Source organism: Allokutzneria oryzae, assembly GCF_042429765.1.
GTDB lineage: Bacteria > Actinomycetota > Actinomycetes > Mycobacteriales > Pseudonocardiaceae > Allokutzneria > Allokutzneria oryzae.
Genome location: NZ_JBHLZU010000026.1, coordinates 69,392 through 89,191, shown reverse-complemented (window position 1 = coordinate 89,191; position 19,800 = coordinate 69,392). Strand labels below are relative to the sequence as shown.

The following is a 19,800-nucleotide window of genomic DNA, read 5'->3' as shown; positions in this document are numbered from 1 at the left end:
GACCAGCTGACCTCCTCCCTGATCCACGCCATCGAACACCGCCTCAGCGGTGAGGCCACCTGACCCGCGCAGCGCGAGGACGTCGCCGCTGCGGACGACTACGGGCTGAACGCGGATCTCCTTGGAGGGTGTCTCGCTTGGATCTTGGTGGGGTGTCGAGCATGATCTTCGGTCGTGGATGAGTTGTCGCGGCGGTTGGTGCCCGATGAGCTGTGGGCGCTGGTCGAGCCGTTGATCCCTCCCGCGGGGCAGCGCCCGCAGGGCGGTGGGCGCGCGGTGACCGAGCCCCGTGCGGTGTTCACCGCGATCGTGTTCGTGCTGACCAGCGGGTGTGCCTGGCGGCATCTGCCGCCCTCGTTCGGGGTGGCGGTGCCCACCGCGCACCGGTGGTTCACCACCTGGACCAGGGCCGGGCTGTGGGCGAGGCTGCACCGGGCCGTGCTGGACGAGCTCGGCTCCCAGGGGCTGATCGACTGGTCGAGGGCGGTGCTGGACGCCGCGGCGGTGCGGGCGACAAAGGGGGATCGCTGACCGGGCCGAACCCGGTCGACCGGGGCAAGAACGGCTCGAAGATCCACGCGTTGGCCGACCGCAACGGGCTGCCCCTGGTGGTCGGGGTCTCCGCGGCCAACCTCAACGATCACCTCGCGGCCGAAACCCTGGTGACCGCGATCCCGCGGGTCCGCTCCCGCCGCGGGCCGCGACGGCGCATACCCGCCAAGCTGCACGCGGACACCGCCTACGATGTCCGGGATCTGCGTGCCTGACTGCGCGAGCGCGGCATCGCCGTGCGCATCGCCCGCAAGGGCATCGACTCCTCGGAGAGACTGGGCCGGCACCGCTGGGTCATCGAGCGCACCCTCGCCTGGCTCACCGGTTACCGGCGCCTGACCCTGCGCTACGAACACAAAGCCCTGCACTACCTCGGATTCGTCACCCTCGCAGCGGCCCTGACCTGCTTCAAGAAACTCCCCAAATGAGACACCTTCTTATGGACGTTAGTGGGGGCGCGGAAGCGTCCATAAGCCCGCGAATGGCCGTCGTGACGTGGCGGGTGTTGAGGTTGTGGTGACGTTTACGGCCGTGCTGCCGCCCCGACTCCGTCGGGTTGCCCTCGGGAATTCTCCCGGACTTGGGTGCGGATTTCCTTGGGCATCCATTACCGCTAGCCCGCTCACCTAAAGCGGTGGCGGGCTAGCCGGGGTCGGATCTAAAACGGTGGACCAGGATCCGCGATCGGTTCCGGCTCCCGGACATAAGTGCGTCCCATCGGCGTGGTCCAGATATGGATACCGCCGGGGAGCTGGGTTCGTTTCCACCGGGTGTGATGTTTCATCACGTGATGTCGTCGGCATTTCGCGCCCAGGTCATCCGCGATGGTGTTGGTGCCGTCGAAGGGTTCGCAATGGTCCAGGTCGCAGCGGTGCGCCGGTTGGCGACAGCCGATCGCCACACACGTCACATCCCGCGCCCGCACCAGGTCCGCGAGAGCCGCTGACGGGCGGTAGTTCGTCCGCCCCACATCCACCGCCACCCCAGTGACCGGGTCGGTCAGGATCCGCTTCCACGTGCCACCCGCCGCGATATCCCGCGCCACATCTGCGGGAATCGGGCCATAGCCCGCCAGCATCCCGGGTTCCTGATCCATCCCCATCAACGTCGTGGCGGGGAGGGTGACCAGGACCTTCACCTCACCCTGCGGGGCGCCGGTCTCCTTGCCCATCAGCAGATCGAACGCGACATCCGCCCGGCGCTGGTCCATGGTCCGCTCATCGTCGCCCAGGCCTCGGGCGATGCGGTCGATCCGATCCCACACCAACGCCCCCTGGACGGCGGTGAACTGGAACCGCAACGCACACATCGCGTCATCGAGGTTCAGCTTCTCCACCCGGCGGGTGCGCTTCTTCTCCTCATGCCGCCGCGCCGCCGCTTCCGGGTCCAACTTCGCGATCAACCGTTGGGCGTGCTGCCGGATCCGGCTGTAGTGGTGCGTGCGGGCGTACTCCACCAGTACCGCTTCCACGATCTCCGCCTGCACAGCCGTCAACGGCTCCACCTGGTCCACGATCAACAGGGCCTTGCCCTGATCGATCCGCCCCTCCTCCAACGCCGCGAGCACGGCGGGGCGGGAGGCGAGGTTCTCGGCGTGGTTGATCAGTGTGCTGGCCTTGCGCGAGGAAATCGACAACAGAGCGCCGACCTCATCGCCGAGATACGGGTACTCCGCGAAATCCGTGCTGACCACCAAATCGGCGAGACAGCGTGCCAGGACCGCGTGCGCGTGATTCACCGCGCGGTAGGCGTCCTCGATTGCGTCGAGGGTCTCATCCGGGGTCATATTCCTATTCTATCGCGCCAAAAATGGCGATCATGGCTCTATAGGGTGAAATGGCGTGCTGATTCTATACTCAGGGGGCGTCTCAGTCGGAAAAGTTCGTGGAACAGGTCAGAGTGTGCGGCGGGAGATCGCGGTGGCCATGGGTTCCGGTGCGAGGTGGTCGTTGAGGGTGGCTGCGGACCCCCAGCCATCGGGGCGGGGCAGGAAAGGGGCGTTCCCCGGTCGGCCGGGTTCGGACCGGGTCAGCGCCCCCTCTTCTCACCCCACGCCGACGCCACGTCCAGCACCGCCCGGGACGCGAGCACCAACCGCCCACCCTGCGGACGGGATCACCGGCGCGACCAGTGCCCACCGATCGTCGAGCACCAACCACCGCGACAACTCATCCACATCCGAGAGCCATGCTCGACTCCCCGCCAACAGCCGCACGAGACACACCCGTAAAGCCGCCCCCTTCGGAAGGTTCACTGGCACCAGGGCATGGCAGCTCATCGGGCCGCGAAAGGGGTGTCATTAATGACCAGTGCTGCCGACCGGATGCCATTCCCTCGTATCTGAGCAGCTAGTTTCATGTCCACATCCGACGCACGCTGCGGAACATGGCGGGACTTCATGTCCTTGAAGACCCGAATTGTCTCGTCGTTACCGCCGACCACGGCATGCGCCTCCCCGCCCGGCCCGATCCACCGACCGTGGGACTTCTGGCCGAAGCGCGGTACGACAGGGCGCGTAGCTGTTCGACCCGGTCACGCGTCGGCGTCACAGGTCACGCTCTGCGCCACGCCCGTGCACTTGCGCTGCTCAATGCTGGCCATGTGCCGGTCTCCCCTTGCAGCAGGTGCTCCCCTGAGGAGCCGACACATCAGCCGCACACCGGTGCGGTCATCCTCACCGCTGGGGTGACTGGTGGGACAGCGCTCAGTCCTCGGGTGGGGCCTCGGCGGCGGGGTCACCGATCTGGGCGATCTCCGTCGCCGCTTCCGGACCGTCGGCGAGCAGGACGCGGAAACCGTCCTCGTCCAGCACCGGGACCTTCAGCTGGAGGGCCTTGTCGTGCTTGGAGCCCGGGTTGTCGCCGACCACCACGAAGGCGGTCTTCTTCGACACCCCACTGGCCGCCCGGCCGCCGCGGGCCATGATCGCCTCTTTCGCCTCGTCGCGGGAGAAGGCGCTCAGCGTGCCCGTGACCACGATGGACATGCCCTCCAGGGTCCTGGGCACCGAGTCGTCGCGCTCGTCCTCCATGCGCACCCCGGCCGCGCGCCACTTGTCAACGACCTCGCGGTGCCAGTCCACCTGGAACCACTCGTGGGCGGACTTGGCGATCCTGGGGCCGACGCCGTCCACCGCGGCGAGCTTCTCCTCGTCCGCGGACGCGATCTCCTCCAGCGAGCCGAACTCGCGGGCCAGCGCCTGGGCGGCGGTCGGGCCGACGTGCCGGATGGACAGCGCCACGATGACCTTCCACAGTGGACGGTCCTTGACGGTCTCCAGGTTCTCCAGCAGGTTCTCGGCGTTCTTGGACAGCACGCCCTTGTCCGTGCGGAACAGGTCCACCTGGAGCAGCTTGTCCGCGGTGAGGTCGAAGACGTCGCCCTCGTCGGCGATCACCCCCGAGTCCAGCAGCGCGGTCGCCGCCTTGTAGCCGAGCACCTCGATGTCGAACGCGCCCCGCCCGGCGAGGTGGAACAGCCGCTCGCGGAGCTGGGCGGGGCAACTGCGCTGGTTGGGGCAACGGATGTCCACGTCGCCCTCCTTCTGGTACGCCAGCTCCGTCGCGCACTCCGGGCAGTGCGTCGGCATCACGAACTCGCGCTCGGAACCGTCGCGGGCGTCCACCACTGGGCCGAGCACCTCGGGGATCACGTCACCCGCCTTGCGGATCACTACCCGGTCGCCGATCAGCACGCCCTTGCGGCGGACCTCGTCGGCGTTGTGCAGCGTGGCCATGGCGACCGTGGACCCGGCGACCTTGACCGGCTCCATCACCGCGTAGGGCGTGACCCGGCCGGTGCGGCCCACGTTGACCCGGATGTCGATCAGCTCGGTGGTGGCCTCCTCCGGTGGGTACTTGTAGGCGATCGCCCAGCGCGGCGCGCGCGAGGTGCTGCCGAGCCTGCGCTGCAGCGGGACCTCGTCGACCTTGATCACCACGCCGTCGATCTCGTGCTCGGCGTCGTGGCGGTGCTCGCCCCAGTGGTCGATGTGCGCCAGTATCTCGTCCACTGTGGACAGCACCCTGGTGTGCTTGGACACCGGAAGGCCCCACGCCTTCAGCGCCGCGTAGGACTCCGACTGGCGCGCGGGCTCGAAACCGGTGCGCTTGCCGAGGCCGTGCGAGATCATCCGCAAGGCCCTGCTCCCGGTGACGCGCGGGTCCTTCTGCCGCAGCGAGCCCGCCGCGGCGTTGCGCGGGTTGGCGAACGGCGGTTTCTCCGCATCGACCTGGCTGGCGTTGAGCGCGGCGAAGTCCTCCAGGGTGAAGAACACCTCGCCGCGCACCTCGACCAGGTCGGGGACGGGGAACTCGTCGGTGCCGGTCAGCCGCTCGGGGATGTCGCGCAGGGTGCGCAGGTTGAGCGTGACGTCCTCACCGGTGCGGCCGTCGCCCCTGGTCAGGCCGCGGGTCAGCCTGCCGTTCTCGTAGAGCAGGTTGACCGCGAGGCCGTCGATCTTGAGCTCGCACAGGTAGTGCGCGCCGGAGCCGACCTCCTTCTCCACCCGCTCCACCCACGCGCGCATGTCGTCGTGGCTGAAGGCGTTGTCCAGGCTGAGCATCCGCTCCAGGTGGTCGGCCGCGGTGAACTCGGTGACGAACCCGGTGCCGACCCGCTGCGTCGGCGAGTCGGGGGTGACCAGCGCGGGGTGCTCGGCCTCGATCGCCTGGAGCTCGCGGAACAGCTCGTCGAACTCGCCGTCGGAGATCGTCGGCGTCGTGAAGTAGTACCGGAACTGGTGTTCGGAGACCTCCTGCGCGAGCGCCGCATGACGCTCGCGCACCTCGCCCGGGACGTCTTCCACGCCCTCAGCCTCGACACCGGGTGCGTGCTCGGGAAGCTGGTCTTCGCTGGTCACAAGTGCAGAGTAAACAGGGGGACCGACAGTCCCGCTCAGCCGCCCGCGAGTCGGTCGAGGTCGCGCACCAGCGCCCGGAACTCCAGTAACCCGATCGAGTCGTCCGGCTCGGTCTCGGCGGTCTCGACCCGGCCGAGGCGGTCGGAGGCCAGCCGCTCACCGAGGGTGGCGTCCAGCGGGAGGAAGGTCATCGCGGCCTTGGCGGCGTCGTCCAGCTCGGCCAGCCGGGGGTGGTAGACCTCCACGTCGACCACGCCCGCCGCCTCGTCGACCCTGGCGGCGACCCGGACCTGGCCGAGCGCGAGCCGGTGCGCGCCCAGGTTCACGGTGACCTGGGTCGGGTCCGGCACGGCGGGCACGGCGTCGTGGTACTCCCACAGCGCGCTGGGCTCCGGCGCGGCGGCCAGCCAGGCGTCGGTGTAGGGCCGCAGCGCCGGGTCGCCCTGGGCGCTGACGACCAGCGCGTACACCGAGTCGTGGCCGCGTTCGACGGTGAAGTGCAGGTCCGGGTGCAGCGCGGCGACCGTGTCGCAGAGCAGCGGCTCGACCTTGCGCGGCTCACGCTCGCCGAGCGCCGAGCTGAGCACGGGCAGCAGCTCGTCCCACCGGCGCCAGAACTCGGCGGCCAGCGCGGCGTGGTCCGGCTCCTCGGCCCGGCGACGCAGGAACTTCACCATGAACCCCATTCTTGTCGCGATCATGTTGCCTTGCCGAGGGTGGTTTCGTCATCTGAGGTCAGTGTGCCGAGCGAACGGCGACCGCGAGCAGGGTCGCCGCATGTCCGCCGAGCTTGCGGCCGGACGGCCACACCGCGCGCAGCGAACGGCGCAGGTCGAGCCCGTCCACCGGTACCTCGACGAGGCGGCCGTCGGTCAGGTCGGCCTGGACGGCGAGCACGCTCAGCACGGCCGGACCCGCCCCGCTCATCACCGCGCTGCGCACCGCCGTCGTGGAGCCGAGCTCCAGCAGCGGCCGCACGGGGCCGAGCGCGCGCTCCAGGGTGTCGCGGGTGCCCGAGCCCGGTTCGCGCACGACGAGCGGGGTCGCGGCGAGCTCCTCGGAGGTCAGCGGCCGTCTCCTGCGCGACCACGGGTGTCGCGGGGCCACGACAACGGCGAGGCGGTCGGCGGCGACGCGGCGCGAGCTCAGGCCGGGCGGAACCGTCGGCGACTCGATGAAGCCGATGCCGACCTCGGCCCTTCTGACCAGGTCGGCGACCGTGACGGAGTTGGTGACCTGAAGACCGACGTAGAGATCGGGGACACCGCGGCGCAGCTCGCCGATCCAGCCGGGGGCGAGGTGCTCTGCGACGGTCATGCTCGCCGCGACCCGCAGCTCCGCGTCCTGTTCGCCGCGCAACGCCTCGGCTCCGGTGAGCAGCGCGTCCAGCTCGTCGAGCACGCGCCGCGCCCAGTCGCTGACCACCCGGCCCGCCGGGGTGAGGCTGGAGCCGCTGCGGCTGCGTTCGACCAGCACCAGCCGCAGCCGCCGTTCCAGGGTCGAGATCCGCTTGCTCGCCGAGGGCTGGCTGATCTCCAGCGCGCTCGCCGCACGGCCCAGGCTGCCCAGCTCGCCGACGAGCACGAGCAGCCGCAGCGACTCGACGTCCGGGAGCTGGCTCATAACCCAAGGGTATGACCTCTTGCCGATCTCGGGGCTACCGGCGACGCGCGGGCGGGTGCAGGGTGGCGGGGTGCCCGTCGCCCGCCTCTCGCCAGCCACCCTCTCAGCGGTCCGCGTCACCCTGCCGGGCCTCGGCGTCATCGCCGTGGCGGTCGCGCTCTCTCTTGCGGTGAACCGCCTGGTCCCTGCGGTGAGCCCGTTGACAGGCGCGGTGGTACTCGGCGTGCTCGTCGGCAACCTCCCGGTGCTGCCGGAGTCGGCGAGGCCGGGCCTGAAGTGGGCGACTCGGCGGTTCCTGCGCGCCGGTGTGGTGCTGCTCGGGGTCCAGCTGTCGGTGGCGCAGGTGCTCCAGCTCGGCGGCGGCATGCTGCTGGTGGTGCTGGTGACGGTGCTGACGACGTTCTTCGGCACGGTGCTGCTGGGCCGCCTGCTCGGCCTGCCGCGCGGGCTGACGTTGATGGTGAGCACGGGATTCTCGATCTGTGGCGCGTCCGCCGTCGCCGCCGTGGAGGGCATTGTCGAGCGCGAGGAGTCCGAGGTCGCGACGGCGGTCGGCCTGGTGACGCTGTTCGGCAGCGTCTCGATGCTGGTGCTGCCGCTGCTGGCCGACGGTGTCGAGCTCGGCATGTGGGCGGGCGCGAGCGTGCACGAGGTCGCCCAGGTCGTCGCGGCGGCCTCTCCAGCGGGCGCGGCCGCTGTCGCCGCGGCGGTGGTGGTGAAGCTGAGCCGCGTTGTGCTGCTCGCCCCGCTCGCGGCCGGGCTGAGCATCGCGGAGCGGCGCAGGCGTCCGGCCGCCGAAGGCGGGCGCCCGCCGCTGATCCCGTTGTTCGTGCTGGGTTTCCTCGCGATGGTGGTGGTGCGCAGCACCGAGCTGTTCCCCGAAGCCTGGGTGCCCATGACGAAGGACGTCACCGGACTGCTCCTCGCGGGTGCGCTGTTCGGGCTCGGCTCCGGGGTCCGGGTGCGGTCGCTGGCCAAGACCGGGCCGAAGGCCCTGGTGCTCGGCCTGGGCTCGACGCTGCTGGTGACGCTGGTGGCCTACACCGGGGTGCGGCTGCTCGGCTGAGCCGCCGCACCCCGCGTGGTCAGCGCAGCGAGGTCAGCCCGAAGGTGAGCATCGCGGTCGAGGTGAAGTCGATCGCCGTCTCCGACGTCGCCCAGGACCTGGTGTCGTCAAGGAACTCCGAGCCGGACCCGTCGAAGGCGCTCATGTCCCTGCGGCACGGCCGCATCTCGCCGAACTCGCCGGGCTCACCGAGCAGGCCGGCCTGGTTCGGACCGTTGATCACGGCCCCCACCAGCACCTTCTTCCCGCCGTTGAGGTCGCCTTGGAGGTTGGCGACCTGGTGGTGGACGCACCGCGAGAAGTCCCCAGCTCCGATCAGGAGCGAGACACCCCACGCGTTGGTGCCGAGCGCGAACCCGCGCTGCCGGGTGCCGAAGGCGTCGAAGCGGCGGTCACCGGTGAGCGAGCGGTAGAGCTGCGCGGTCGAGGCGAACCCGAAGCTGCGCGGCGCGGCGTCGAAGCTGGTGATGCTGGCGGCCGTGCCGAACGGGCTCTTCGCCGCACTGTCCACACCGGACTGGAGCTGCTTGCGGATGTGGTCGGTCAGGTCCCGCTCGGTGACCTCCGCGCCCGGCACGGAACCGCCGCGCAGCAGGCGGACCAGCGACGCGTGCGCGAGCGCGCTGGTGTTGTAGAGGTTGAGCGTGTCCGTCTCGCCGCTGGCGATGTAGCTCTTGGCCCACTTGGTCGCGGCGCGCGCCCAGTCCGCCGCACGCGGGTCGCGCAACGCGCGCCCGGCCGCGGCGAGCTCGGCCGCGCCGAGCTCCATGTCGTCCATCCACGAGCTCTCCGGGTAGAAGGCCCTGGGCAGAGCGGTCACGAGCTTGTCTGGATCGACGTTCTCGGTCTGCGCCTGCGCGAGGATCGAGGCGCCCTCATCGAGGTACTTCCTTGCCAGCGCTGGGTTCTTGCGCGCGTTGTACTGCGCCGCCATGGCGAAGGAGGCGGCGACCCGACCGGCCAGGTTGGGGCTGATCGGCGCCCCCGGCGCGCTCGCGCGGAACAGCGGGCGGTGCTTGACGAAGTACTTCTCATCCCCCGGCTTGACGGTGAGGGCGTCGTCGTCCTGGGGCAGCCGCCACACGTCGTGGTCGCCCTTGAACCCCAGGTCGGAGTTGCCCGGCCCGATGCCGACCTGGATGTAGAGGGTCTTGTTCGTGGCGTCCCACGCCTTGTCGAGCCACCTCAGACCGTGGTCGATCTCCGCGTTCAGCGCGGCGTGCGGCTGGCGCAGCTCGCGCTGGAGGTACTGGAGGCTGGCCAGCGAGTAGGAGGTGGCGTGGGTGAACTTGAGGAAGTCACCGGCGTCGAACCACCCGCCCTCGATGTCCACGGGTCCGCCGACCGGCTTGAGCAGCGCGGTCGGCCGGTTCTCGGCGTCGAACTCGGGGGTCTCGTAGACGGTCGCCCGCCGGTCGGCGAGGTGCGACGCCTTGCGGTCGAAGGCGCCGGGCACGACGTCCGCGCCGTCGCGCTGGGTCTGGAAGAACTGGACGGTCTTGTCGACCCACGGCCGGAAGAGGTCCTCTGCCGAGCCGACCGCGAACTCCGGCGACGTGGCTCCGCCGACCTTCACGCGATACCGGCCGGGCAGGTTGAGCGAGGAGAGGTCCAGCGGCCGCACGGACGTGAACCGCCCGTTCCACCCGCCAAGACTGGCGCCCGCCTTGCCGCGCAGCACGATCCGGTCGCGCTGGTCCACCACGGTGAAGGTGGAGACCTTGGCGGCCGGCGCGAGCAGGTAGGCGGTCTTGCTCTCACCGAGCGCGTAGCCGATCCCGTCGACGCGAACGAAGCTGTCCGCCGGTGCGGCGATGGCGGGCGCGGAGCCGAGTCCGACGGCGAGCGCCGCGACAACGGCGGCCACGGTACTGCGGGGACGACGCACGAACCCTCCGTTCCGGGCCGGCGGCGGAAGCCCAATTAGTTAACAACCTTCCCTATTGGTCGCCAATCCTCCCCCGCGCCGCACACCACCGTCAATGCCCGTTGCGCACTCGTAGTGGGCACACGCGCGCGCCCAAAACCCCGCTGCGAGTGCGAAACCACGGTCAGGACGAGATGCAGAGCCCCCGACTTCAAGCCTGCCGGGGCGGGGTGACACCACAACCGCGCCCGCCCCCGCAAGATCGGGAGTTGTCCACATCAGCGCACACCGTCCACAGATCGCGCCCGCCCCCTGAACACCCCCGCAACCCCACCCGATACTCAGGAAAGGGGGCGCACCGCCGTCCTCCGACGACTCCTGCGCGTCACCAGCTCTCCGGGGGCTCCACGAACGCCTTGGCCACGTCGTTGACCAGCGCCAGCGCGCGGCGCGCCCACGCCGGCGTCGCTCCCGCCAGGCCGCAGCCCGGGGTCGGCACCGCGAGGGCTGGCAGCTTCGCGCGGTCGAAGCCGAGCCGGTCGGCCAGGGCGAACGCGGGTTGGGCCGCCTCGCGCAGGGTCACCGGCTTGCCGGGGTCCACTCCCGGCACCACGCCGAGCCACAGCGGGACGCCGTCCTGCCACGCCTCCCCCAGCTCGTCCCAGAGCGCGGCCGGCGCGCCCGCCAACGGCGCGAGGTCGATCGCGATCGCTCCCGCTCCCGCGCGGCGCAGCACCGTCACCGGCGGCCGGTCGGCGCAGCAGTGCACCACGACCGGCTGGCCGCTCGCCTCGGCCGCCGTCGTGATCACGGTGCGCAGCAAGGCTTCCGCCTCCGGCTCGTGCACCTTCGCGACGTTGCCGTAGCCGGAGGGGGTGGGCAGCGAGCCCGCGAGCACGGCGGGCAGCACCGGCTCGTCGAGCTGGACCACGACCTTCGCGCCCGTGCGCGCGGCGACCTCGGTGACGTGCCGGGCCAGGCCCTCCGCCAGCGACTCCGCGAACTCCCGGAGCGCGCCGTGGTCGGTCATCACGCGGTGCCCGCGCTGGAGCTCGACCATCGAGGCCAGCGTCCACGGTCCGGCGGCCTGCACCTTGAACAGCTCGGGGCGGAGGCCGTCGAGGGCCTCCTCGACCGCGTCCAGGTCGCCGCGCAGCTGGTCGACGCAGCGGCGGTGGTCGCGGCCGGGCCGCGCGGTCACCCGGTAGCCGGAGGGGACCACCTCGACGGCGATGTCCACCAGCAGCCCGACCGTGCGGCCGACGAGGTCCGCGCCGACACCGCGGGCGGGAAGTTCCGGCAGGTGCGGCAGCACCGGCAGCTCACCGGCGACCACGCGGGCTGCCTCAAGGGGGTCGACGCCGGGCATCGAGCCGATTCCGGTCGCCGTCGCGGCAGGCCAGGGTGCTTGGGTCACCCCTTCTGCCTATCACCTCGCCGCATCGGGGGCGCGGACAGGTCCCGGCGACCATATGGTCTAGACCTATTGACGACAGTGGTCCAGGCCACTTACCGTCGAAGGACCCGGCCGCCGCCAGCGCTCACTGGGAGGCGACGTCGTGGCCACACCATCCACAAAGGACCGTTTTCGCGCACTGATCGCGGCGCTCATCGCGCTCGTCGCGGTGGCCCAGCCCGCTTCGGCGTCCACAGTGGACATCCGGTTCGCGCCCTACATCGACATCACCATGGAGCGGCCGACGCTGACCGAGGTGGCGCGGGCGACCGGCGTCAAGAACTTCACGCTGGCCTTCGCCCTCGGCAGCCACGCGGGCTGCGACCCCAAGTGGGGCGGCACCATCGACCTCACCGAACCCCGGATCATCAACCAGATCCGCGAACTGAAGGCGATGGGCGGCGACGTCGTCATCGCGACCGGCGGCGCGCTCGGCCCGTACCTGGAGCACGTCTGCGGCAGCGCGGCGGACCTGGCTGGCGCCTACCGCAAGATCCTCGACGCGACCGGGGCGAACCACATCGACGTCGACGTGGAGGCGGCGATCCCGGCCGACCTGGTGAACCAGGCGCTCGCCACGATCCAGCGCGAGCGCGGCACGGCCGTCAGCTACACGCTGAGAGTGCAGGGCCAGGACTACGGCGTGGACCCGTTCTCCGTGCAGATCCTGCAGAGCGCTGCCCGCAACAACGTCGACGTCCTGGTCAACCCGATGCTGATGAACTTCGGCTACACCGGCGACTGGGGTGACGCGATGATCACGGCGTCCCAGTCGGTGCTGCGGCAGATGAAGGAGGTGTGGCCGAGCAGGTCCGACGCGGAGCTGCGGCGCAAGCTCGGCGTGACCCCGATGATCGGCCGCAACGACACCGGCATGACCACCACCCAGGCCCACGCGCGGAAACTGTTGGCCTGGGCCAAGAGCAACGGCATCGGCTTCATCGGGTTCTGGTCCGCGGGCAGGGACAACGGCTCCTGCGCCGGCGGCGGCGTCTCGCCGACGTGCAGCGGCATCGCCCAGTCGCAGTGGGAGTTCACCACGATCTTCAAGGCGTTCTGATCTGGGGGCCGCCCTCGCTCACGCGCCCCGTAGCGGGGGCGGCCCCCGCCCACATTTCTGCGAAGGCACGCAGGTATGCACATAGATAAACTGCCGCGGTGCAGACCGGCAATCCGGACTTCCAGATGCCCACCAACCGCGAGGTCCAGCGCGCCGCGGAGTCCTTCCGACTCCTGGCGGACCCGACCCGGATCAAGATCCTCTGGGCGCTGCTCCAGGGTGAGTCCTCCGTCGCCGACCTCGCCGACCTCGTCGGCGCGACCCCGACGGCGGTGAGCCAGCACCTGGCCAAGCTGCGCTTGGCCCGCCTCGTCGCCGGCAGACGCGAAGGCACCTTCGTCTACTACTCGGCGGCCGACGAGCACGTCCGCCGCCTGCTCGCCGAGGCGCTCGACCAGGTGGGCGCCACCTCCTAACGCCTGTCCTGCAAGCGGTAACACCACCTCACCACCCTCTGGCACTCTCACCCCCGTGCCCCCCATTTCGCGTTTTGTAGGCTTAACGCGAAATGGGAGCGCTCTTTCGCGCAACAAGGTGACAAAACGCGAAAACCCGACCACGCCAGCCAGCTCACGCGCGCACCGGGCACGGGGCGGCGCCACCTCCTGGTCCGGTGAACGAGGTCAGAAAACGTTCGCAGCGGCGCGTCGCAGCAGCTCGACCACCTCGCTGACCAGGGCGGACGGCCTTCGCCGCAGGACGACGTAGACCCGCCGGACCGGCTGGACGTCCACCAGTTCCCGAGCCACCACTCGCGGCGTCACGGCGTGCGCGAGGACGCTCGCGGGCAGCAGCGCGAGGCCGAGCCCCGCACCCAGCAGCGCGATCATGACCTCGTAGTTGTGGGTCTCGTAGGCGACCTTGACGTCGATGCCCACCCGCTGCGCCAAGCGCTCCAAGGTGATCAGGTCGGCGATCCCCGGGCCACCGCAGATCCACTCCTGCCCGGCGAGGTCGGCGAAGCCAACCGGTTCGGCGCGCCCGGCGAGCGGGTGGCCGGAGGGCATGGCCAGCAGCAGCGGGTCGTCGAGCAACCGCAGCCGCCGCAAGCCATCCGCCTTCGGCAGCACCACGCCCGGATAGCGGTGCGTGATCAGCAGGTCCAGCTCGCGGGCGGCGACCAGGCCGTACCCGGCGGGCGGTTCGAGGTCGACCAGCGACAGCTGCACGCCGGGGTGCCTGCTCCGGAACTCCGCGAGCGCCTGCGGCACCAGCAGCTGCCCCGCGGTGGGAAACGCGCCGATCGACAGCCGCTCCGGCTCCGCCCCCAGCAACGTGCGCACCGCCTCGTCCGCCGCCCGCAGCTCGCCGAGCACCCGTTCACCGTGCTCCACAAGGACTCGACCGGCCGGAGTGAGCTTCACCCCACCGGGCCCGCGGTCGAGCAGCCGACAGCCCAGCTCGCGTTCGAGCTTGCTGAGCTGCTGGGAGAGAGCGGACGGCGTGAACGCCATTCGTGTTGCGGCGGCGGCAATCGAACCGGCGTGCGCGACCTCCACGAGGACCCGCAACCGTCCCGGATCGACAGCCATGGCCGTTAGTTCTCCTTAACTCCGCTCAGGAGAGTTAACTTTCCGAGAGCCGGTCGGCCGACGCAAGCTGAGCGCATGCTCCTCACCGTCCCCGAAGCAGCCGCCCGCATCGCGCCCCACATCCGGCGCACTCCGCTGATGCGCGTGACGATCGACGGCCGCCCGCTCGCACTGAAGCTGGAGCACCTCCAGCTCACCGGCTCCTTCAAGCTGCGCGGAGCGACGAACGCGCTGCTCTCCGGGCCGTTGCCGGATCTCGCGGTGACGGCCTCCGGCGGCAACCACGGCATGGGCGTTGCCACAGCGGCACAACGCCTCGGCATCCCGGCGCGCGTGCACGTCCCCGCCACGGCTCCCGAAGCGAAGCTGCGCCGCGTCCGCGACCTCGGCGCAGAGGTGGTCGCGCACGAGGGCGGCTACGCGGACGCGCTGGCGACTGCGCTCACCGAAGCGGAGCAGCCCGGAGTCCGCTTCGTCCACGCCTACAACGACCCCGCGGTCATCGCGGGCCAGAGCACGATCGGCGCGGAGATCATCGAAGACGCCCCGGACGTGGACGCCGTCGCGGTCGCGGTCGGCGGAGGCGGCTTGGTCGCGGGTATCGCGTCGGCCATCGGAGACCGCACCGTGGTCGCGGTGGAGCCGGAGAACTGCAGCTGTTTCAACGCGGCCCTGCGGGCAGGCGGCCCGGTTGACTCCACTGTGGACTCAGTGGCGGCCTCGGCGCTGGGAGCGGTCCGCGCTGGCACCCTGGCCTACGAAGCGCTGCACGACCGCGTGGTGTCCCTCCTGGTCAGCGACGAGGAGATCCTCGCGGCCCGCGACCGGCTGTGGGAGGAGCTGCGGCTCGCGGTCGAACCGGCCGCCGCGGTCCCGTTCGCGGCCTGGCTGGCGGGCCGGATCCCAGGCGAACTCCCCTGCATCGTGCTCTGCGGCGCGAACTCCGAGTGGTCCCCGGCCTAAACCGCCCCCGCACACCCGCACTCCGCCCCCACCGGCTTCACTCGAAGCCCGCCGCGCCTGCCCCCCCGTTCGCGTTTTGTAGGCTTAATGCGCAAAAGAGCGCTCTCATTTCGCATCATGCCTACAAAACGCGCAAACCCCAGCCACGCCAGCGCACACACCGCAGCGCGGCACCGGGTCGAACCGCCACGTCGGTGTCCCGTTTCCCGGGACTACGCCTGTCCTGTCGCGGTGATGGTGGCGGCGCCGAGGACGACGTCCCCGTCCGGCGCGGGGCGGTAGAGGACCACCGTCTGGCCCGGTGCCACTCCCCGCAGCGGCTCGCGGAGGCGGATCGCGAGCGTGTCCTCTTCCACCAGCTCCGCCACCGCCGGGGCGAGGCCGCCGTGCGCCCGAACCTGGACCACGCACTCCGTCGGCCCGGTGAGCGGACGGCCGGAGGGCCAGGTGACGCGGTTGCCGGTGATCTCGCTGACCTCCAGGCGGTCCGCGGAGCCGACCCGGACCGTGCCGGAGACCGGCTCCAGCGCGAGCACGTACCGGGGACGCCCGTCCGGCGCGGGGGCGTCGATGCCGAGGCCGTGGCGCTGGCCGATGGTGAAGCCGTGCACACCCGTGTGCTCACCGAGGACCGCGCCGGTGGCGTCGTCGACCAGCTTGCCCGGCCGCTCCCCCAGCTTGGAGCGGAGGAAACCCCTGGTGTCGCCGTCGGGGATGAAGCAGATGTCGTGGCTGTCCGGCTTCTCCGCCACCGACAGGCCGCGCTCGGACGCCTCGGCGCGCACCGCCGGCTTGGTGGAGCCGCCGAGCGGGAACATCGAGTGCCGCAGCTGGTCCTCGGTCAGCGTGGCCAGCACGTAGGACTGGTCCTTGCCGCCGTCGGCGCTGCGCCGCAGCTCCGGCGCTCCGTCCACAATGGACAAACGGGCGTAGTGGCCGGTGCACACCGCGTCGAAGCCGAGCGCGATCGCCTTGTCCAGCAGCGCCGCGAACTTGATCTTCTCGTTGCAGCGCATGCACGGGTTGGGGGTGCGGCCCGCCGAGTACTCAGCGACGAAGTCCTCGACGACGTCCTCGGTGAACCGCTCGGCGAGGTCCCAGATGTAGAACGGGATGCCCAGCACGTCGGCGGCGCGGCGCGCGTCGTGCGAGTCCTCGATCGTGCAGCAGCCCCGCGAGCCGGTGCGCAGCGTGCCCGGTTTCGCCGACAGCGCCAGGTGCACGCCGGTCACGTCGTGACCCTCCGCCACCGCGCGCGCCGCCGCGACCGCGGAGTCCACCCCGCCGCTCATCGCCGCCAGTACTCGCATCAGTTCACAACCTTCACACCAGACCTGCGCAGACCGGCGACACCCGCGCCCCGCGCTTTCCCGACCACCGGACCGATGGCCGCGGCAACCCTGGCAACGTCCTCGGCCGTCGAGGTATGCCCGAGCGAGAACCGCAGCGACCCGCGCGCGGCGGCCCGATCGGCGCCCATCGCCAGCAGCACGTGGCTGGGCTGCGCGACACCGGCCGTGCACGCCGACCCGGTCGAGCACTCGATTCCCATGGCGTCCAGCAACATCAGCAGGCTGTCGCCCTCACAGCCGGGAAAGGTGAAGTGGGCGGTCCCCGGCAACGAGTCGGCCGGATCGCCGTTGAGCACCGCGTCGGGCACCGCGTCCAGGACGGCGCGCACCAGCTCCGCGCGCAGCTCGTCGAGCCGGACCGCCTCCTCGGGCTGTTCCCGCACCACGTGCCGCACGGCGGCCGCCAGCCCCAGGATCCCCGGCAGCCCAAGGGTTCCCGAGCGGACCTCGCGCTCCTGCCCGCCGCCGTGCTGCACCGGGACGCACGTGGTGTCCCTGGTCAGCAGGAGCGCGCCGAAGCCGTACGGCCCGCCGAGCTTGTGACCGGTCAGGGTCAGCGCGTCAGCCCCGCTGGCGGCGAAGTCCACCGGGAGCATGCCGACCGCCTGCACCGCGTCGGTGTGCAGCGGGATCCCCCGGGCATGCGCCACCTCGGCGAGCTCGCGGATGGGGTTGGTGGTGCCGACCTCGTTGTTCGCCCACATGACGCTCACCAGCGCCACGTCCGAGGGGTCGCGGTCGATCACCTCGGCGAGGACCTCGGGCCGGACCCGGCCCGCCGAGTCCACCGGCACCGTCTCGACCACCGCGCCCTGGTGCTCGGCCAGCCAGTCCGCGCAGTCCAGCACCGCGTGGTGCTCCACCGCCGAGACCAGCACCCGCACCCGGCGCGGGTCGGCGGCGCGGCGGGCCCAGAAGATGCCCTTCACCGCGAGGTTGTCGCCCTCGGTGCCGCCGCTGGTGAAGATCACCTCGGATGGGTGGGCGCCGAGGGCGGCCGCCAGGGACTCGCGGGCCTCCTCGACCGCGCGGCGCGCCCGGCGGCCGGAGGCGTGCAACGACGAGGCGTTGCCGACGAGGGGCAACGCCTCGGTCATCGCCGCCACGGCCTCGGGCAGCATCGGCGTGGTCGCCGCGTGGTCCAGGTACGTCATCGCCCGTCCAGGGTAGACCGCGACCCCGACAGCCCCGTCAGGACCGGGTGATGTTGCGGCTGATGAGAGCGGCTCCGAGCAGCGCGAACCCGGCCATGGCCAGATCGAGCGGGATCACCGCCGCCGTGGGCTGCGCCGCCGAGGCGAAGGTGCCGACGAGCACTCCGCCGACGCCGATCAGCGCCGCCGAGCCGAACATGTCGCACACCTGCGAGGCGGCCCCGTTGAACCCCCGGTCGCCCGGCGCGGACAACGCCAGCACGCGCACGCTGATGCTGGGCATCGCGGTGCCCATCCCGAACCCGGCGACCGCCCACAGCGGGTAGATCAGCCAGGCCGGACCCCACGCCGGGGCGATCAGCACGGCCCCCGCCAGCGCCACGGCCAGCAACAGCAGGCCACGGCGGATCATCACGTCCCGCTCGACGTCGCGTTGCCGCGCCTGCCACGCCGCGGCGGCCGACCAGCCGAGCGAGCCCACGGTCAACGGCACACCCGCCAACGTCGGCGAATAACCGTGCACATTGGCCAGCACCAGCGGGATGTAGGCCTGCACGGCGAAGAACGAGCCGGACAGCAGGCCACGCGAGAGCACGACGACGGGCAGCCCCGGCTTGCCGAGCAGCGTCCCGGGAGGCAGCAGCCTGCGCAGCGAAGGCGCGAGCAGCACGAGCCCGACGAGGCCGAGCGCCAGCGAGGAGAGCTGCGGGTGCTCGGCGGCCCAGGTCAACGCGGACAGGCCCACAGCGGCGCAGACAGCGGCGAGGGGCAATCCTTTGCGCGGCTCGTCGGTCTGCTCGGGGACCACGTCGGGACGCGCCCGCAGCGTCTTGACCACCGGGATCAGCAGCAGCCAGCCGATGAGCACCATCGGCGCCAGCCCCAGGAACACCAGCCGCCACGACAGCAGCTCGGTCGCCAGCCCCGCCAGCCCGGGGCCGATCAACGAGGGCACCACCCACGCCGCCGACAGCGCGCCGAAGGCCGCCGGCCGGTCCCGCTCCGGGTAGACCAGCGCGACCATCACGTACAGGGCGACGATCTGCGTCCCGGCACCGGCTCCCTGGAGCACCCGCCCGAGCAGCAGGAGCCACATGGAGTCCGCGACCCCGGCGACCACGAGCCCGACGAAGAACAGCCCCGGCCCCACGACCAGCGACGGCACCGGGCCCAGCCGGTCGCAGACGCGGCCGGAGAGCACGGTGCCGATGACGCTGGCGGCCAGGAACGAGGTGAACGGCCAGGAGTAGAGGTCCTGCCCGCCCAGGTCCGCGACCAGGGTCGGCAGCGCGGTGCCGACGCTCATCGCCTCGAAGGCGGCCAGGGTGATCAGCAGGATCAGGGCGAGGGTCGGGACACGGCGGTCAGGCGCCCAGAGGGCGCTCCCGGTGGTGGCAGAGGGTGAGGGCACGAGGGACAGCCTGCACCCTCGACCTCGCTGGAGGTCCAGTGCATTTTTCAGCCGCCCAGGAAGAACCTGGTGTAGCGCTGGTCGATCCGCCGCATCGAGAGCAGCACGTAGAAGTCGGCGACGCCGAAGTCCGGGTCGTGGGCGGGCGGGCCGCAGACCCACGCCCCGATCCGCAGGTAGGCCCGCAGCAGCGGCGGCAGCTCGGGCCTGGCGGGCGGGGCGGTCTCGTCGCGGAACCACGGGTTCAACGGCCGCACCCGGTACTCCTCGGGCGCGTAGTGCTTGTCGCGCACGCGGTCCCACACCCCGGCTGCCTCCGCACCGCCGTCGGCGAGGGACACCGAGGCGCAGCCGCCGAGCCACGTGTGCCCGGTCAGCAGCATGTAGCGCGCCAGCCCCGCCCACACCAGGCCGATCACCGCGCCGGAGCGGTGATCGGGGTGCACGCAGGACCTGCCGGTCTCGGCGAGCGAGGAGCGGAGCGGGGCGAGCGCGCCGAGGTCGAACTCGGTCTCGGAGTAGTACCGGGCAGCGCGGGCGGCGGGCAGCACCCGGTAGGTGCCGACGATCTCCCCGCTGCTGTCGTCGCGGACGAGGAGGTGGTCGCAGATCTCGTCGAAGGGATCGATGTCCAGTCCGGTGGCCGAGCTGGGCAGGACGGCGCCCATCTCTCCCGCGAAGACCTGGTGCCGCAGCCGCTGCGCCGCGAGCACGTCGTCACCGTCCTGAGCCACCAGAAGCGAGTACGTGGGCTTGTCGCCAACAGGTTCTGGCGTGCTGAGCAGCACGCTGGGCTGCGCCATACGCAGGGTGTACCCCTCCCGTCCGGCCCGACGCGTACGGCAACGGGGCCCGGGGATGACGGGTGGGTGAACGACTCGTGGGGAGCCCCGGCGGACCGGG

General features: G+C 71.3%; 15 protein-coding genes and 2 pseudogenes. 5 read left to right on the top strand and 12 right to left on the bottom strand.

What is annotated here, in order from left to right:
* The first annotated feature begins 183 nt into the window (after positions 1–183).
* Positions 184–980: pseudogene (locus ACFFQA_RS28875) on the top strand (IS5 family transposase).
* A gap of 230 nt (positions 981–1,210) precedes the next feature.
* Here ACFFQA_RS28875 and ACFFQA_RS28870 read toward each other — a convergent pair.
* The 5 genes and pseudogenes from ACFFQA_RS28870 to ACFFQA_RS28850 form a co-directional block, all read right to left on the bottom strand.
* Positions 1,211–2,338 carry an HNH endonuclease signature motif containing protein gene (locus ACFFQA_RS28870; RefSeq protein ID WP_377859060.1) on the bottom strand — a complete coding sequence of 376 codons (1,128 nt, stop codon included), beginning with the start codon at positions 2,336–2,338 and terminating at the stop codon, positions 1,211–1,213.
* A gap of 488 nt (positions 2,339–2,826) precedes the next feature.
* Positions 2,827–3,039: pseudogene (locus ACFFQA_RS28865) on the bottom strand (DddA-like double-stranded DNA deaminase toxin); the annotation flags it as partial.
* A gap of 217 nt (positions 3,040–3,256) precedes the next feature.
* Positions 3,257–5,413: an NAD-dependent DNA ligase LigA gene (gene ligA, locus ACFFQA_RS28860; protein WP_377859057.1), complete on the bottom strand. Its 2,157-nt coding sequence runs from the start codon at positions 5,411–5,413 to the stop codon at positions 3,257–3,259.
* A gap of 35 nt (positions 5,414–5,448) precedes the next feature.
* Positions 5,449–6,090, bottom strand: a complete 642-nt coding sequence (locus ACFFQA_RS28855; protein ID WP_377859054.1) for a hypothetical protein — start codon at positions 6,088–6,090, stop codon at positions 5,449–5,451.
* Between the two features lie 58 nt (positions 6,091–6,148).
* On the bottom strand, positions 6,149–7,036 hold the full coding sequence (locus ACFFQA_RS28850) for a LysR family transcriptional regulator (protein ID WP_377859050.1): 888 nt from the start codon (positions 7,034–7,036) through the stop codon (positions 6,149–6,151).
* Between the two features lie 70 nt (positions 7,037–7,106).
* Between ACFFQA_RS28850 and ACFFQA_RS28845 the strand changes: the two genes are divergently transcribed.
* Positions 7,107–8,102: a YeiH family protein gene (locus ACFFQA_RS28845; protein WP_377859047.1), complete on the top strand. Its 996-nt coding sequence runs from the start codon at positions 7,107–7,109 to the stop codon at positions 8,100–8,102.
* A 19-nt stretch (positions 8,103–8,121) separates the two neighbouring features.
* On the opposite strand, the gene ACFFQA_RS28840 is transcribed toward ACFFQA_RS28845, so the two are convergent.
* Both ACFFQA_RS28840 and ACFFQA_RS28835 read right to left on the bottom strand, forming a co-directional pair.
* A complete protein-coding gene (locus ACFFQA_RS28840) occupies positions 8,122–9,990 on the bottom strand; it encodes a glycoside hydrolase family 9 protein (protein WP_377859045.1) in 1,869 nt (622 codons plus the stop codon).
* A gap of 364 nt (positions 9,991–10,354) precedes the next feature.
* On the bottom strand, positions 10,355–11,386 hold the full coding sequence (locus ACFFQA_RS28835) for a uroporphyrinogen decarboxylase/cobalamine-independent methonine synthase family protein (protein WP_377859042.1): 1,032 nt from the start codon (positions 11,384–11,386) through the stop codon (positions 10,355–10,357).
* Between the two features lie 142 nt (positions 11,387–11,528).
* Between ACFFQA_RS28835 and ACFFQA_RS28830 the strand changes: the two genes are divergently transcribed.
* Positions 11,529–12,485 (top strand): chitinase, encoded by a 957-nt coding sequence (locus ACFFQA_RS28830; protein ID WP_377859039.1) that lies wholly within the window; start codon positions 11,529–11,531, stop codon positions 12,483–12,485.
* Positions 12,486–12,610: 125 nt separating this feature from the next.
* Positions 12,611–12,901 (top strand): ArsR/SmtB family transcription factor, encoded by a 291-nt coding sequence (locus tag ACFFQA_RS28825; RefSeq protein ID WP_377859890.1) that lies wholly within the window; start codon positions 12,611–12,613, stop codon positions 12,899–12,901.
* 207 nt (positions 12,902–13,108) lie between these two features.
* Here the strand turns inward: ACFFQA_RS28825 and ACFFQA_RS28820 are convergent, their stop codons facing one another.
* Positions 13,109–14,017, bottom strand: a complete 909-nt coding sequence (locus ACFFQA_RS28820; protein WP_377859036.1) for a LysR family transcriptional regulator — start codon at positions 14,015–14,017, stop codon at positions 13,109–13,111.
* A gap of 75 nt (positions 14,018–14,092) precedes the next feature.
* On the opposite strand from ACFFQA_RS28820, the gene ACFFQA_RS28815 reads away from it, so the two are divergent.
* On the top strand, positions 14,093–14,980 hold the full coding sequence (locus tag ACFFQA_RS28815; RefSeq protein WP_377859033.1) for a serine/threonine dehydratase: 888 nt from the start codon (positions 14,093–14,095) through the stop codon (positions 14,978–14,980).
* Between the two features lie 212 nt (positions 14,981–15,192).
* On the opposite strand, the gene mnmA is transcribed toward ACFFQA_RS28815, so the two are convergent.
* From mnmA to ACFFQA_RS28795, 4 genes are read right to left on the bottom strand one after another with little or no spacing between them, the layout of a single operon-like run.
* Positions 15,193–16,290, bottom strand: coding sequence for a tRNA 2-thiouridine(34) synthase MnmA (gene mnmA / locus ACFFQA_RS28810; protein WP_377859030.1), 1,098 nt, complete (start codon positions 16,288–16,290; stop codon positions 15,193–15,195).
* The gene (locus tag ACFFQA_RS28805) at positions 16,290–17,486 is read right to left on the bottom strand and encodes a cysteine desulfurase family protein (RefSeq protein WP_377859027.1); all 1,197 of its coding nucleotides are present in this window, start codon (positions 17,484–17,486) and stop codon (positions 16,290–16,292) included. Before ACFFQA_RS28805 ends, mnmA begins: the two co-directional genes overlap by 1 nt.
* A 37-nt stretch (positions 17,487–17,523) precedes the next feature.
* Positions 17,524–18,897, bottom strand: a complete 1,374-nt coding sequence (locus ACFFQA_RS28800) for an MFS transporter (protein ID WP_377859024.1) — start codon at positions 18,895–18,897, stop codon at positions 17,524–17,526.
* A 47-nt stretch (positions 18,898–18,944) separates the two neighbouring features.
* A complete protein-coding gene (locus ACFFQA_RS28795; protein WP_377859021.1) occupies positions 18,945–19,700 on the bottom strand; it encodes a GNAT family N-acetyltransferase in 756 nt (251 codons plus the stop codon).
* Between the last annotated feature and the right edge of the window lie 100 nt (positions 19,701–19,800).

Coding starts and splice junctions, on each gene's coding strand:
- ACFFQA_RS28805 (WP_377859027.1), bottom strand. CDS start 17,486: ATGACGTACCTGGACCACGCGGCGACCACGCCGATGCTGCCCGAGGCC.
- ACFFQA_RS28820 (WP_377859036.1), bottom strand. CDS start 14,017: ATGGCTGTCGATCCGGGACGGTTGCGGGTCCTCGTGGAGGTCGCGCAC.
- ACFFQA_RS28870 (WP_377859060.1), bottom strand. CDS start 2,338: ATGACCCCGGATGAGACCCTCGACGCAATCGAGGACGCCTACCGCGCG.
- mnmA (WP_377859030.1), bottom strand. CDS start 16,290: ATGCGAGTACTGGCGGCGATGAGCGGCGGGGTGGACTCCGCGGTCGCG.
- ACFFQA_RS28850 (WP_377859050.1), bottom strand. CDS start 7,036: ATGAGCCAGCTCCCGGACGTCGAGTCGCTGCGGCTGCTCGTGCTCGTC.
- ACFFQA_RS28795 (WP_377859021.1), bottom strand. CDS start 19,700: ATGGCGCAGCCCAGCGTGCTGCTCAGCACGCCAGAACCTGTTGGCGAC.
- ACFFQA_RS28825 (WP_377859890.1), top strand. CDS start 12,611: ATGCCCACCAACCGCGAGGTCCAGCGCGCCGCGGAGTCCTTCCGACTC.
- ACFFQA_RS28855 (WP_377859054.1), bottom strand. CDS start 6,090: ATGGTGAAGTTCCTGCGTCGCCGGGCCGAGGAGCCGGACCACGCCGCG.
- ACFFQA_RS28815 (WP_377859033.1), top strand. CDS start 14,093: ATGCTCCTCACCGTCCCCGAAGCAGCCGCCCGCATCGCGCCCCACATC.